This is a genomic window from Endozoicomonas sp. ALB091, from assembly GCF_049310265.1.
Classification (GTDB): domain Bacteria; phylum Pseudomonadota; class Gammaproteobacteria; order Pseudomonadales; family Endozoicomonadaceae; genus Endozoicomonas.
This window is the reverse complement of the sequence record NZ_JBLYNQ010000006.1, coordinates 510,890-525,830: the sequence shown is the minus strand read 5'-3', so window position 1 is coordinate 525,830 and position 14,941 is coordinate 510,890. Positions and strand designations below refer to the sequence as shown.

The 14,941-nt window shown below is 51.3% G+C and carries 12 protein-coding genes; 4 read left to right on the top strand and 8 right to left on the bottom strand.

From position 1 onward, the window contains the following. The first annotated feature begins 180 nt into the window (after positions 1-180). Positions 181-699, top strand: coding sequence for a ProQ/FINO family protein (locus tag ACO6UX_RS09325; protein WP_422446966.1), 519 nt, complete (start codon positions 181-183; stop codon positions 697-699). Between the two features lie 135 nt (positions 700-834). Here ACO6UX_RS09325 and ACO6UX_RS09320 read toward each other — a convergent pair whose 3' ends face one another. The 6 genes from ACO6UX_RS09320 to ACO6UX_RS09295 form a co-directional block, all read right to left on the bottom strand. Continuing rightward, positions 835-1,695 (bottom strand): methyltransferase domain-containing protein, encoded by an 861-nt coding sequence (locus ACO6UX_RS09320; protein ID WP_422446964.1) that lies wholly within the window; start codon positions 1,693-1,695, stop codon positions 835-837. Positions 1,696-1,977: 282 nt separating this feature from the next. After that, positions 1,978-2,295, bottom strand: coding sequence for a GH36 C-terminal domain-containing protein (locus tag ACO6UX_RS09315; protein WP_422446962.1), 318 nt, complete (start codon positions 2,293-2,295; stop codon positions 1,978-1,980). A 42-nt stretch (positions 2,296-2,337) separates the two neighbouring features. Continuing rightward, positions 2,338-2,595, bottom strand: coding sequence for a hypothetical protein (locus tag ACO6UX_RS09310; protein ID WP_422447927.1), 258 nt, complete (start codon positions 2,593-2,595; stop codon positions 2,338-2,340). A 171-nt stretch (positions 2,596-2,766) separates the two neighbouring features. Then, positions 2,767-3,288 (bottom strand): MFS transporter, encoded by a 522-nt coding sequence (locus ACO6UX_RS09305; RefSeq protein WP_422446960.1) that lies wholly within the window; start codon positions 3,286-3,288, stop codon positions 2,767-2,769. Between the two features lie 172 nt (positions 3,289-3,460). Further along, complete coding sequence (locus ACO6UX_RS09300) at positions 3,461-6,523, bottom strand: beta-galactosidase (protein ID WP_422446958.1); 3,063 nt, start codon at positions 6,521-6,523, stop codon at positions 3,461-3,463. Positions 6,524-6,698: 175 nt separating this feature from the next. Further along, on the bottom strand, positions 6,699-7,700 hold the full coding sequence (locus ACO6UX_RS09295; protein ID WP_422446956.1) for a substrate-binding domain-containing protein: 1,002 nt from the start codon (positions 7,698-7,700) through the stop codon (positions 6,699-6,701). Between the two features lie 17 nt (positions 7,701-7,717). Here ACO6UX_RS09295 and ACO6UX_RS09290 point away from each other — a divergent pair, with 17 nt between their 5' ends. Both ACO6UX_RS09290 and ACO6UX_RS09285 read left to right on the top strand, forming a co-directional pair. Further along, positions 7,718-7,870: a hypothetical protein gene (locus tag ACO6UX_RS09290; RefSeq protein WP_422446954.1), complete on the top strand. Its 153-nt coding sequence runs from the start codon at positions 7,718-7,720 to the stop codon at positions 7,868-7,870. A gap of 357 nt (positions 7,871-8,227) precedes the next feature. After that, the gene (locus ACO6UX_RS09285; RefSeq protein WP_422446952.1) at positions 8,228-9,508 is read left to right on the top strand and encodes an NAD(P)/FAD-dependent oxidoreductase; all 1,281 of its coding nucleotides are present in this window, start codon (positions 8,228-8,230) and stop codon (positions 9,506-9,508) included. A 285-nt stretch (positions 9,509-9,793) separates the two neighbouring features. Here the strand turns inward: ACO6UX_RS09285 and ACO6UX_RS09280 are convergent, their stop codons facing one another. Continuing rightward, positions 9,794-10,912: a polyamine ABC transporter substrate-binding protein gene (locus ACO6UX_RS09280; RefSeq protein ID WP_422446950.1), complete on the bottom strand. Its 1,119-nt coding sequence runs from the start codon at positions 10,910-10,912 to the stop codon at positions 9,794-9,796. 326 nt (positions 10,913-11,238) lie between these two features. Here ACO6UX_RS09280 and ACO6UX_RS09275 point away from each other — a divergent pair, with 326 nt between their 5' ends. Beyond that, entirely contained in the window at positions 11,239-12,018 is a 780-nt protein-coding gene (locus tag ACO6UX_RS09275; RefSeq protein WP_422446948.1) for a class I SAM-dependent methyltransferase, read from the top strand. Between the two features lie 62 nt (positions 12,019-12,080). Here the strand turns inward: ACO6UX_RS09275 and plsB are convergent, their stop codons facing one another. Next, positions 12,081-14,579, bottom strand: coding sequence for a glycerol-3-phosphate 1-O-acyltransferase PlsB (gene plsB / locus ACO6UX_RS09270; RefSeq protein ID WP_422446946.1), 2,499 nt, complete (start codon positions 14,577-14,579; stop codon positions 12,081-12,083). Positions 14,580-14,941: the final 362 nt, after the last annotated feature.

The following is a 14,941-nucleotide window of genomic DNA, read 5'->3' as shown; positions in this document are numbered from 1 at the left end:
TCAGTACTTGTCTTATGATTGGTACGGTTTGTTGATAAATTACACTTTTATGGCGGGGCTGAATCCGTCATTATAGTGCTCCCGCTGGCTCAGGCTGGTTTGGTGTTGGTTTTCAAGGGCATCTCAGGGGAGTGGTAGCATTTTCCCGGGATGCCGAGTGTTATTTGGGCAAGGCAGTCGATGACAGCAGAAGACAGTAATATTTCTGACCAGGGCATCCAGAAGCAGGAACAGCAGTTGGCCTCTGAACAGGATGTTTCCGGTTCCCCTATGAATCAAGCGCTTCCGGAAGAGGGCAGGAAAATTCTTGAGAGGCTGCATAACCGGCCGGAAAGCGACGTAATGAACTCTGAGGCGCTGCGTCTGGTGCGAATTATCTGGCCCGGTGCCTTCAATGTTTCGGATCCAAGGCCCCTTAAGATTGGTATTCACAAGGAGATGGCAGAGGCAAACCTGCTGCCTGCACACATTATTCCGGTTGCATTGCGGTTTTTTACGTCCATGGAACGCTACCTTGAGAAGATTAAGCCCGGTGCTACCCGCATTAACCTTCAGGGGCAGGCGGCAGGTCGGGTGAAACTTCGCGAAGCAGTGGATGCAGAAATCAAACTGTATACCCAGAGCAGTGATTTTGTCATAACACGGGATCGGGTCATTATTAAGAAGATTCGTTTATTGTCCGTGAATAAACAGACTTGAACGGATGCCAGTAGGCGGTCTGATTATTTTTTAATCAATCTGTCCGGGTGGCCTGAATTGACAGGTGTTTGTGAACTATCCCGAATGTTGTCACAAGTTTATCCACAAAAGCTGTGGATAAACTATATGAGCCTGTCAGCGGGCAATAATCATCAGATAGCGCAGTTGCTCCCGGTGAAGCATCCAGCGAATAAACCAGACTTGCAGTCGCAGCCTGATCCACATCTTGGAACGTGTGAATGCTGAAAGGCTCTGGTAGTGTTGGCCAAACCAGAAACAGAAACCGGAAAGGACATCATCGGTAATATCCAGAATCTCAACCTGCTCAAACCCATGCTGGTTAAGCAGGTTTTCGTAGGTCTCTTTGACGGGCATATCTTCAACCAGGAGTCCTGATATACGACCAAGCTTGTTTACCAGGCGCTGTTCCCGGCGGTCCTGAAATGGCCGGGCCAGCACCATATCGGTAAACACCAGAGTGCCTCCCGGCCTTAGTGCTTTCCTGGCATGGCTGAAAAAATGAGAGCGGGACTCCAGATGGTAAACGCAGTCCAGGCCGATTAACTTGTCGCAGCTATTCTCTGGCCGTTCTGCCAGTGACTTGTCACCACCCCGCACCAGTTTAAGCGTATTGAAATGCCCGCAATACTCCAGTGCCTGGACCATCTGTTGCTCATCACTGGCGATTGCCGTCAGGTGCTGAACCTGGTAATAATCCAACCAGACCAGCAACTGATCATGGCTGGTGAAAGCGACATCAAGGACTTCATCCTGACTGGACAGACAGACTTTGTCGGCCAGTAACCCCGCCATTTCCGAGCAGGCCTGCCGGTATTGGGACGTGTCTCTCCAGTAACCCAGCAAGCGCCAGCCGGAGGAGGGCTGTAACGGGTTATTCAACAGCCACTGATCAACCTTCAACTCGCGCTCGCGGCTTGACGATGGCCACCAGATACGTATCAACAGTGCCAGACCCTGAGCCATCAGGCCTGACATAAACAGCCACGTCAGGAGCACTCCGAGAAGAAATGAAAGAATTGGCATAAGCTGACTTTTAATTTTATCCATGCTTTTTAATTGAGTACGGATAATAGAGAGATCATTGTGTTTTTGCCAGAGTTGTGCTTTTGCCAGAGTTGCAGTTTTGCCAGAGTTGCAGTTTTGCCAGAAACCCAGGCTGTTTTTTGGGGATTCGGTGACAAACTTTATGGTGCTGAAAAACTCGGGTTTCCAGACAAAATCTGAAAACCCGGGACGTTGCCAGTTATCGTATTAACTTTAAACCTGCGTAATCTTAATCAGCAGTGCACTTTCCGGCTGCATCACTGGCATCATCAGACCTACCTGTTCAAGCAGGGCGGCGCTCATAATGGCAGGCTCTGTCATCCAGGGCGGACACTGTTTCATGTAAATATCGGAAGAACTTTTTTCCAATACCTGAACCTTATAGTCTTTTTCCGGGTCCAGGCCGGGAATTTGCACAGTGGCGGACATGGCATACTCAGGCATATCCAGCTGGGCGAACATCACCACGGCTTCCTGCTTATCGGTGCTAATACCAATTCCACCTTCTAAATATGATAACGAGCAAGTCATTTTGGACCGCTGGGCAAGGCGGAATGACGAGTAATAGCAGGGCTATTGCGAGGAATTCCAACGAAGATCCAGCGGTTCAAAATGGCTGCGCAGTTCATATTTAGAAGGTGGAGTTGGTATAACAACTCCCCAGCCCTGTGACGCTTTATGGGCGGTGTCGCAGCGGAAATGATCACCGGTATGCAACAGGTGTCTTAAGGACTTGTGCAGGGCAATGTATTTGGCAAAGGAGCGCTTCTCTTCCTCTGAAGCACTGGCCGGGTCGAGCTCTACCCCCATATGACCAAACAGCGCAGTAATACCCCGGAAGGGATGTGCCTGCCTTGATCACCAGGCTGGTGGTGTCTGTGAAAAGGTGAATTAACGGTTTGCTCATCACAATGTGCTCGTAAGAAATGGTTCTGACTATTCAACAAAAATACCCCCACATAAGGGGGGCACAAAAACAGGTTATTTGTGAACTACCGGTCTTCAGACACTAGCAGCTACAGCACTTTCATCCTTGCTGAGGCGGGCATCCAGACGATAAGTCTTTTTATAGATGATGGCGCTCAGGGCAATCAGTACTGCGGGAATCAGGATCATCAGTACTTTCAGTCCGACAATGGTTTCCGGTGTCTGAACAACGTTGGGCACATAGCCGATAAACGTCAGACCAAAACCAATCAGGAAACCTGCCATGGCACCGGCACATTTCACCAGCATGGTTTGCACTGAAAAGATAATGCTCTCGCTGCGCAAGCCGGTTTTGGCTTCGCCGTAGTCCACCAGATCAGCCAGCATAACCGTAGAGAGACCATTGAACAGACCGTTGCCAAATTTCAGAGCAGCACCGGCCAGACCTACCAGAATGGCGCTTTCCGGGGCAATCACGCTGGAAAAGTAGAGTACGGAGCTGCACAGAATCGGAAAGCCGCAGGCCAGGGGCCACATCAAACGACGATTGACTACTTTAGCAATCCAGGGGAACAGGAAGATACCTGAGAATTGCATCTGAATTAACCCTCCATTGAATGAATCGTTAACCCCCCTGTTTAGCAGCAGCAATAAAATGTAGTGAATCCCGGCAGATGGTTAATTCTGAACCATTAACCGTCTCAGGGTGTTTCAAAGCTTGCTGGTCATAACCCCGTATCACTGTGGATTCAGGGTTATGAACGTGTGATCACGACAGTTCGAACGACCACTGGTACATCGGTTGAGTCAACAGGTACTCAGGGCGAACGCTCGGCGTCCAGGAATCATCACCACCAATACCCATGTGGAAGCCATCCAGATAGACAAAAATGCCTTCTTCTTCCTGAAGCTCGTGGGTATGTGTTGCCCTTGCCAATTGTGCCTGGCCGTATGGGCTGACACTGAAATGGAACTGTCCTGTTACCCGGATATCGCCCAGCATCAGCGCCTGGGTATCGCACCGCAGACCATTGTCGCTTGGGAAAATGTAAGGCGTGTGCATGGCCTTGAGGGACTGCTCCCAGTGTCCGATATCCGCGCTTAACTTGCGGTCCGGATAGTTTTCGTGGGGCCCACGGCCAAACCAGTTCACTTGTGCCGGTTGTTCCTTCAGTCTCAGGCAGGCACCGATGCGGGGCATAGGCGGCATATCACCATCAACAGTGACCTCAATATCGATACGGGCACTGCCGTTGGCGGCAAAATGATAGGTCCATACGCTGCGCAGAATCTCTTTTTCCGGTTGTTCCGGGTGGAAATAGCCATGGTGAGCCAGAACAAGCCCTTTCTTGGCATCACATTCAACCAGCAGGCAGCGGTGTTGCAGGTTGTTTAATCCGGCCCGCTCCCAGCGTGGCATCCAGGCATTAGGGTCCGGACGGTCAACTTCGCTGACACCAATATCGTTGTCCAACGGTGCCCGGTAGAAATTGTCTGCCAACGGGGTAAGCAGTTGTTCTTTACCGTCTTTTACCCAGCTCACCAGCTGGCCAATGTTACGATCAATCGTCCAGCTGTTTTCTGCCGCATTGACGATAAAGCTGCTGTCGGCCTCATTGATGACCGCAGAGGTTGGCAAGCGAGGAGTAACCGCTTGATGGGTCAGCGATCCCGTCAACATAAACTGTTGGCGTGCGACTTCGTGGCCGGCTTCGGACCAGTCGGTTGCTTCAGGCTGGATAATAGAGAGATCCAGTCGTGGCAGTTTGCCGCTGATGGTCAGTGACTGCTCAGACAGTACCAGCAGTTCTGAGGAGTGGGGCGCAATATTCAGCGTGACTTCGCCAGCAACCAGAGCTTCTTCGCCCGCCATTAGCTGCCACACCAGTTGATGGTTGTCGGTGGCGCAGAAGCAGGCTTCGCTGGTGACTTTCACGGTGAGTGGTCGGGTTGCCACTAATTCGAAAGTAAACGGCTGCTGTGCTCTTTTGGCTTCAAACAGTGCCGGGTGCGGTGTTTTATCCGGGAATACCAGCCCATTGATGCAAAACTGGCGATCGTTGATCTTGTCACCAAAATCACCGCCGTATGCCCAGAAATGCTGACCATTGTCGTCGAACTTGTCCAGTCCCTGGTCCACCCAGTCCCAGATGAAACCACCTTGCAGGCGGGGGTGCTTTCTGAACGCATCCCAATACTCGGCAAAACCGCCCAGACTGTTGCCCATGGCATGGGCATATTCACACAGGATAATTGGCCGGGTTTCGTTGGGCATGCCGACCCACTTGGTCAATGCCCATTTGTTTTTGCCCAGGAACTGCTGTGGCTGATCCTCATCAGTACGACCATACATTGGGCAGATGATGTCTGTTGCGGGGGTATCGGAACAACCACCTTCATACTGTATCGGGCGAGACGGGTCGGTCCGTTTGGTCCATTGGTACATGGCATCATGGGCGGCACCGTAGCCTGATTCATTACCCAGTGACCAGATGATGATGGATGGGTGGTTAAAGTCCCGCGCCACCATGCGCATCATCCGCTCCAGGAACGCATTGGCCCACATCGGGTCGTCGGCCAGTTTGCGCATGGGGGTCATGCCGTGGGTTTCAATATTGGCTTCGTCAACCACATAGAGGCCCAGGCGGTCACACAGCTGATAGAATGCCGGTTGGTGCGGATAGTGTGAACAGCGCACAGCATTGAAATTATGCTGTTTCATCAGTATCAGGTGTTCACGAACATCGTCTACCGTTTCAAAATGACCGGTCGCCGGGTTGTGCTCGTGCTTGTTCACACCACGAATCATTAGTGGCTGACCATTTAATTGCAGCAGGCCATCTTTGATTTCTACCTTACGGAATCCAACGTCGTAGGCTTCGCTTTCAATATCGCTGTTTGTTTGCGGATCCGTCAGCGTGACCACAACGCGATAGAGGTTGGGTGCCTCTGCGCTCCACTTTTGCGGATGGTTGATCTCCAGCTGCAGGCAGGTGCGATCGTTATACCCGCCTTTTTCGTCCATCGGTGCGGTACCAATGGCGGATGTGGTGGTGGCAATAACGTCGTTAGCCAAATACAGCGTCGCCCGAATGGCCAGGTCATCGGCATTCATGGTATCGGCAACAATGGTGAGTTTGCCGTGTTCGTAGCGGTCATCAAGATCCGGTGTGACGCGAATATCCACCAGACGCTGGTGTGGCTTATTGAGCAAGCGGACTGAACGATAAATGCCGCTTAGCCACCACATATCCTGATCTTCCAGGTAGCTGCCATCGGACCAGCGGATAACCATTGCGCATAACCGGTTCTCTCCGGCCTGAAGGTATGGTGTCAAATCGAACTCGGCGGCCAGTCGGCTGTCCTGTGAATAGCCCACGGACTTGCCGTTACACCAGAGATAGAAGGCACTGTTTACGCCATCAAAGATCACCCGGGTCTGGCTATCTTCCTGCCACTGCTCAGGCAGGGTGAATGTGGTGGAGTAGCAGCCAGTCGGGTTCGTCACAGGCACCCGGGGCGGGTTGCAGGGGAACGGATACTTGACGTTGGTATAGATGGGCTTATCGAAGCCCTGTAGCTGCCAGTTACCGGGAACGGTAATGGTCTGTGTCGGGTCGGATCCCTCCCTTGAAAATGTTTCAGGGACTTGTTCCGGAGAGTCATACAGTGCAAAAGCCCACTGGCCATCCAGACTTAATACCGAATCACTTGCATGGTCTGCCAGAGATTGTGGCTCACTGCGCCAGCTGCTCATAGGGGTATGGCTTGCCAGTCGGCTGCGTGCGGTGATTTGTGGGCTTTCCCAGTCGCGCTGCATGAATTTACTCATAGGTTGGCTACATCATTTTCCTGTCTCTGGAGTCACAGATCATTTCACCTGGTGGTGAGATTATTGACGACAGTTATCCAGAATTTTCATACTTCAACAGGATGTATCTTATCTGTGAAGGCGGGAAAAAGTGTTGATCCAGCTCAAACTTATGTAACTGTTACATTTTCTGGTGTCAGTCTGTTTGTTGATACCGGTTTAGTGCTTGCACACTGCTGCGTTCAACAAAAGTCGGCATCATTATCTGGCCTGTTACCTTTGCCCTGTTCTTATCGCTCAGGCTGATGGCCAGTCGTGCCGCCTGTTCAGCCATAACGGCAATGGGGTAACGGACAGTGGACAGTTTCGGGTGCAGATAACGGGCAATGACCAGATCATCATAGCCAACGACAGAGATGTCCTGCGGACAGTGCAGGCCGTTTTCCTGCAGGCCAAACAGCGCGCCAGCGGCCATGATATCGTTGTAGGTGATAATGGCTGTCAGTGGTAAGTCTTTTGCCAGTAAGTCATAAACCCCCAGTCGCCCGCCATTTTCGGTGGGTGGGCAGGCGGCAATATAACGTTCATCAACAGGAATGTCCGCTTCTGCCATGGCTTTGTGGTGACCTTTAAGACGATCTTGCGCGTCATCGATAAATTGGTCTGAACATAAATAGCCAATCTGTTGATGACCTTTATTCAGAAGATGTCGGGTAGCAATGTAGCCTCCCTGAACATTGTCCAGAGCGATGCAGCGCTCAGCAATGGGCTCAATGTAACGATTAATCAGCACTAAACCGGGGATTTGGCTGGCAAAGTCTATCAGTGTTTCATCGGACAACCATTTGCTGTGTACAATGGCCGACTCGCAGTGACCGATCAGTCGCTCAATAGCCTGATGCTCGGTTGGTTCGCTGTAGTGGCCATTGTGGATCAACAGCTGTTTGTTGTGGTTTCTGGCAACCTGATCAATGCCTTTCAACATCTGGCCAAAGAAGGGTTCTGAAACATCAGACACCACCGCACCGATAGTGGTTGCCGACTGTCGTCCAATCACCGGACGATAACCCAGCTTCCGAATGGTTTGCCAGACCCGTTGCACCACTTCGTTACTGGTGTTGGGGGAGCGATTGACTACCCGTGAAACGGTTGCCGTAGAAACATTAGCTTCCCTGGCAACATCTTTTATTGAAACCATAAATAATTCATGTGTTTATGACCTTGGCTGGCGATATCGTAGCGGCAGAGGCCGGGGGGGGGGAAGTGGAAATTAAGGTCACGTATATTCGGGTTCGGTTATGGGCGGGACAAGCGCAGTTTCCGGGCGTTATTGCCAGTCAGATCGAGAGTGTCTCGTTCCATGCGTAGGATAATTACCGTTTTATGCAGTCGGGTACTTATTGCCAGCATCGTATATCCGCCTGATAATCCACGCCGCTTATGGTGATCAAGCCATACTGCCATAATCAGAGACTGACGATGAGTGTGTAATGGTTGGTTTGCATCGCTCAGGGCTCTGCGTTAAGTAGTTGGCCAAATGGAATCGTATATTTCTGGCTAAGTGGGCAGTTACTATGCAAGGCGCAACGTAGGGAGCATAGCAGTAGCTATGTGACCGGAGTTGCAACGCCGCAGAGTGATTGACAACTTAGTCAGAAATATATGATTTCATTTGGTTAACTACTTATTGACGTTCAGTTTTTTGACAATGAGTGGGCAACTGGAATGAGCCAAGCTGGCGAATATATCGATTCCTATTATCAGGTCACCGGGCATTCACTGGAACTTCAGCCGGTGCTGAGTGGAGACATCACCGCGGATGTGTGCATCATCGGTGGAGGCATGACCGGATTTAATGCGGCCATTGAACTGCGCAAGCGGGGCTTTGATGTGGTGCTGCTGGAATCTGGTCGTATTTCCTGGGCCGCTTCCGGGCGCAATGGCGGACAGTGTCTGGCGGGCTACTGTCTGGGGCTGCGTGAGGTGGATGAAACCTTTGGTCCGCAGTGGGGAAAGCAGTTGTGGGATCTCTCCTGTGAGTCGCTGGATATCGTTCGTGATCGTATCCGTGAGTTCAATATCGACTGTGATTTCCAGCAGAACTATATCGAATTGGCCATCAAGCCAAGTCAGGTAAAAGAGCTGAAGTCCTGGCTGGAGCTGAAGCAGACCCGTTATAACTACCCCAGCGTTACCTGGTGGGATCGGGACAAAATCCGGAAAGTGACCTCAACCGAGAAGTACCTCGGTGGACTGTTCGATACCAACAGTGGCCACATGCACCCCCTCAACTACACCCTGGGCCTGGCCCGCGCAGCGATCGAGCTGGGCACTCGCGTATTCGAGCAGAGCAAGGCGATCAAACTGGTCAAAGGCAGTCCAAACCGGATACTGACGGAGCAGGGCAGTGTCAAGGCGAAGCAGGTTCTGCTGGCCTGTAACGCTTACATCGACGGTCTTAACCGGAAAGCGGAAAGCAAAGTATTGCCGGTGGCCTCGTATATTGCCGTTACCGAACCGTTGGGTAAACGACAGCCTATTAGCAACAAAATGGCCATGTCTGACTTAAACAACAGTCTTGACTATTTCCGTCCTACTGCCGATGGCCGAATTCTGTTTGGTGGCGTTAATCATCCGTTCAATGGCGAATACAGTGACTCCAAAGAGCGCCTGCGTCAGCGGATGCTGAAGGTCTTTCCACAGCTTGATGATGTGAAAATGGAGTATCACTGGGGTGGTTTGTTTGCGGTTACCCGGGAATATATGCCGCATATTGAGCATCTTGGAAATGATATTTACACGGCACATGGCTATACGGGGCATGGTGTAGCACTGACCAATATTGCCGGGCGTGTGGTTGCGGAAGCAATGGCGGGGATGTCTGAGCGATTTGATGTGTTTTCCCGCATTCGCCACAAGTGGATACCAACGCCAAAAGTCCTTCGTGTACCGGCATTGGCCATGGCCATCTGGAAAGCAGAGCTTGAAGATTCTCTGGGAGGCTGATGGATTTACGTCAGTCAGCGTTTTTTGGTTGGCTGATGTGAAATAATTTTGATGATGAAGTGAACAAAATGGATGTTCCTTTGTCTATTAGCGGGCGACACCATGTTTTCATGTTTTTGTTTTCATAAACAGGAGGTCTTCCGTGACTGCAATTATTAACTGGGGCTTTGGCTTCTTTCTAACGGACTATGCTGGCCTCTCCGGGTCCGTGTTCCGATCCATCATATCGATGCTGTGATATGTCAAGGGCAAGGAAGAGTACACTCTTTCTTGCCCTTGCCGCTTTTATTGACCGGATGTCAGTTTGGTAAACAGGCGGTTGACCTGACGGTTAATTCTGGAAGGCAGAACCTTAAAGACAAATAACCGTTTTTTTGCCTCAGCGGTTGGATAGATGCCAGGGTTCTCACGAATATCGTCGTCCACTAATGTTGTGGCGGATTTATTCGGGTTGGCATAAGCCACATAGTCAGTGATGTTGGCGATCACATCCGGACGCAGCAGGTAGTTCAGAAAGATATGGGCCTCTTCAGGGTTTCTGGCATCCTGTGGAATGGCTACGGTGTCAAACCACAGGCCAGCACCTTCATCAGGGATCATATACTTTACGGTTACACCATTGTCCGCTTCATCAGCACGGTCTGCTGCCTGCAGAATATCCCCGGACCAGCCCATGGCGACACAGATATCACCATTGGCCAGGTCGGAAATTGAGCGGGAAGAGTGAAAGTAAGTGACGTAGGGACGAACTTTCATCAGCAGTGCTTCGGCTTTGGCGTAATCCGCTCTGTTGGTCGAGTTCGGGTCAAGCCCCAGATAACTCAGTGCCGCTGGAATCACATCGGTTGGTGCATTCAGGAACGCAACACCACACTGACTGAGCTTGCTGATATACTTTTCATCAAAGATCAGGCTCCAGCTGTTGATGGGAGCATCTTTCCCCAACTGCGCTTTCACCCGCTCCGGGTTATAACCGATGCCCGTGGTGCCCCACAGATAGGGAAACGAGTACCGGTTATCCGGGTCGTAGGTTTCCATCAAGGCCATCAACTCAGCATCCAGGTGCTTCCAGTTGGGCAGCTTCTCTTTATCCAGCGGTTGGTATACCCCGGCTTTGATCTGGTGAAGCAGAAAGTCTGCTGTTGGTGCGACAATGTCATAGCCGGTTTTTCCTGAAAGCAATTTGGCTTCCAGGACTTCATTGCTGTCAAAGACATCATATTGAACCTTAATGCCAGTCTCTTTCTCAAAGTTGGCTATGGTGTCTTCGGCGATATAATCCGACCAGTTGTAGATATTAAGCGTTCTCTGTCCTTCATTGGCCGTTGTGGCAAATGCAGGCGCTATGGTGAGAGAAGCAGCGATTACAAGAGTGGATACAGATTTCCCCAGATGTCTGATCATGGTGAATCCTTACAGCAAGCCATGGGTGAGCCTCCTGGTACTCCGGTCAGTTGGAGCCAGTTACTCTTTGATGGCATTTTTTTAATAATCAGTAGTGACTCAACGGAGTCGCTACACCCCCAGTCATCAGGTTGATGAAAATGAAGCTGCGGAAGATAGCAACAAGGTTATGGGAAATCCATCGTTGCTGTATGAAATAGCGGTAAAAACCTATGACTGAGTGAACCTGAACAGGCTCCCGGAACCTATCGCTGATGTGCGTAGATTGCAACGGCTGCTCTGGAGGTGTTAGATTCTGCCACCCATGGCTTATTTCTTTTGCACAGATGTCTACCCCGCTATTTCTTCTTGCTTCTGATCACCCTGCCATTCAGGCTTTGCTTGAAAGCCTTGCCGCACAGCTGAATACAGCCTTTAGTCACCGTCTTAAAGACGTTGATGAAGGCGCTTTGGTGGCTTTTGATGCATCCGGAGAGCTGGCGGTTCAGCGTGCCGGATCGAAAGAGAAGCCGATTGTCGTTGATTTTGTCGGTGGCAAGGCAGGGCATCGACGCAAGTTTGGTGGTGGCAAAGGGCAGGATATCGCCAAGGCCGTGGGTTTGAATAAAGGCGTCAAACCATCGGTGCTCGATGCAACCGGGGGATTGGGGCGGGATGCGTTTGTGCTGGCCAGCCTGGGGTGCAATGTCACCCTGATTGAACGGTCGCCGGTGGTGGCAGCCCTTTTGGCAGATGGGTTGCGCCGGGCACTTGGCGATAGTGATGTTGCGCCCATTGCACAACAAATGTCGCTTTTGCCTGGTAATGCCATTGAGCTGATGAGGGCTTCAGATAATAAATACGATGTTGTTTATCTGGATCCGATGTTTCCTCACCGGGAAAAGTCGGCCTTGGTCAAAAAAGAGATGCGGCTGTTTCAGGATCTGCTGGGGGATGATCCGGATGCGGATCAGTTGCTGCAACCGGCACTGGATCTTGCACGGTATCGCGTTGTTGTGAAAAGGCCAAGGCTGGCACCGGATCTTAATGGCCAGGCTCCCACCTACCGGCTGGAAGGGAAAGCCTGCCGCTATGATATCTATGCCCTGAAGGCATTTTCCGGGTAATCAGATCTAATGATAACCGTGGTCATGGTGTGACCACGGTTATCGTGCGTTTTACCCGCTGTTCAGGGTGTGGATTTTTCCCCCGGACCGTTACTGACTCCGTATCGACTGGTCTGGTTGATACTGTGTCGTATTTCAGTGGTTAACAAGGTGTGCGCCTGATCAGCCACTTTCTGAATATCATCGCCAAACACCAGTTTATTGGTTTGCGTGATCTCCAATACACCGTGATAGCGCATCTGGGCAATAAAGCCACGGAACAGTGATTTATCAAAAAACTCCGGCGCATTAAGACCATGAATGATCGACAGGCGCTGTGCCAGCACCCCACTCTGATGTTCCAGGGCTTCTGCTTCAATATTGCCACTGCCATTGCGCAGGAGCAGGCTGATCACCATATAGAAGCGTTCCAGTGTCTGGACAATGGAGCGTGAGAAAACATTCAACATGATGTATTCGGCGGTGGCAGGGTCCGGCTGGAAATAACACGCTTCGCCATCATCATCCTGACCATGGGTAATCAGTCCTTCTGCAACCAGACAATCCAGCCATTTTTGCACCACGGCCAGCGCTTCGTGTTGCGTCCATTGCAGGAACAGTTCTGCCTGCAGGTAAGGGTAGAGAACCGCACTGATGCGCAGAATCTCTTTTCTGGTGATGCTGGCACAGTTCACAAAGAAACAGCTGATCAGGGACGGGATGGCAAAAATATGCAGCACATTGTTGCGATAATAGGTCATGGCAATGGCTGTTTTCTCATCCATGCTGATGATATCGCCCAGCGCATCGGTCTTTCTCTGGATCAGCTGCAGGTTTTCCACATAGTGAATCATGCTGCGGGCATCCAGATCGGTCATTGCTGTCCGGTCACTGTAGGGAACCATGGACAGTAGACGTGTATAGCCATCCAGCTGGCGAATCAGCTCCTCTTCACCCAGTGCATGCCTGGGTGAGGAAAGCAGGGCAATGGCGACCAGGTTGACCGGATTGATGACCGCTGCCGCATTGATTCTGCCAGCCAGCGTATCGCCCAGGTTTGAGGTGGTTTTTTCCAGCCATGCCGGTTTGTCATTGGCACCTGAGCTTTCTTTCCAGTTGGGTACCTGTGAATTCAGGAAGGAGCCCAGGTCCAGTGGTTCCCCAAAAGTGATCCACGCCTTGCCAAACTCATTTCTCAGGGCCGCCAGTGTGCGAACTATATCCAGAGGTGACTCACTTTTCTTGGCTTTACCCCGGAGTTCGCCCAGGTAGCTGGCCATTTCCAACAGTTTTTCATAACCGATATAGACCGGAACAAACGCCAGCGGCTTGCGATGGTCACGCAGGAAACTGCGGACGGTAATGGAGAGCATGCCGGTTTTTGGTGTCAGGGTGCGGCCGGTTCTTGAGCGGCCGCCTTCAATGAAATACTCGGTAGCAAAGCCTTTACTGGTCAGTGTGTACATGTATTCATGGAAGACCATGCTGTAAAGCGGGTTGCCACGGAACGTTCTGCGCATGAAAAAGGCACCGCCCTTGCGCAGAATGGTGCCAACCAACGGCATATTCAGGTTAATGCCCGCAGCAATATGGGGCGGTGGCAGACCTTCATAGTACAGAACGTACGACAGTAGCAGGTAATCGATATGGCTTCGATGGCAGGGCACATAAACAATCGTATGGCTATGTGCCAGCGCCTTCAGGGGCTCGACATGATTGATTTTTACGCCGCTGTATAGCTTGTTCCAGAACCAGGTCAGGATAATATCCAGGAAGCGGATCACGGGCATGGAGAAGTCAGAAGCGATTTCATTGGCATACTTCCGGGCTTTTGCTTCGGCTTCTACCAGAGTGATTTCCTGAGCCGCAGCTTCTGCTGCAATGGCTTTCTGAATCCTGGGCGTATGAATCAGGCTGTTGACCAGCATACGACGGTGGGAGAGATCCGGCCCCAGAACCGATGCTTTTTTCTGGCGGAAATGCACCCGGAGAATCCGGTTGACCTTGCGCACACTGCGGGCATGGTTGTTACTGTCACCCATGATTTCCTGCAGTGATAAGGCAGGGCTGAAAGACACCATGGTCTGTCGGCCGTGCAGCAGGGTTGCCAGAAACTTCCGGAAACGTCCGCCAAGGCTGAAGTTCCAGTCAAACAGCAGTTTAAAGGCGGACTGTTCTTTTTCCGGTGAGCGTCCCCAGATAATGGTAACGGGAACGAGCTGGACATCCTGATGCTTTGCTTCAACCTGCCTGACCAGCGCTTCCAGCAGTTCCGGGGGCTCTGGCCGTTCTCTCTGGAGAATCAGGCCTTCGTGCTGGCTAAGAAAAAAATGCGCTTTGCTCTGTGGCTGGTCAGCGACAATGGGGTTGTAAGGGCGGGGCAGACCTGCTTTTATGCACTCACCTTCCAGCACCATCAGGTCCGTCAGGGAGCGCTGGTGCATAACATAGACCACCGGTTTTCCGGTCTGCAGGTGCAAAGCTTCAGGGTTGTTGTTTTCAACCGTGGTACGCACCCACGTGGAGAGGAGTTTTCTCAGGCTATGAAAAACATAGCGATTCAGGGTAATGGGCTTCAGCATGGAACTGGCTCTTGGCCTGCATCCGTCAGTAAAGGAGATAAGAAACGTCAGAAGACTGGTACCGGTAAACCGGTACAGGCCTCATGGCTTGAGATTCAATGGTAGCTCTCAAGTCGCTGATGAGTTAATCGGGCATTCTAGCCTGATTACGTGGTGTTGCGCAAAAGTTACGGAGCTTCGGTGTCAGGAACCACTCTCCGTTTGATAGTATGGCTCAGTAGACGGTTATCCTGTTTTCTCCCCTGAAAAAGCAGCTAGGAGCCTGTCCGAGAATAGCGCCCGTAGCGAGGATAGCAGTAAATTGAGGATAAAAATTTCGTTTTGTGAGGTGAATAGCGGGGCTATTTGCCGAACAAAACGGA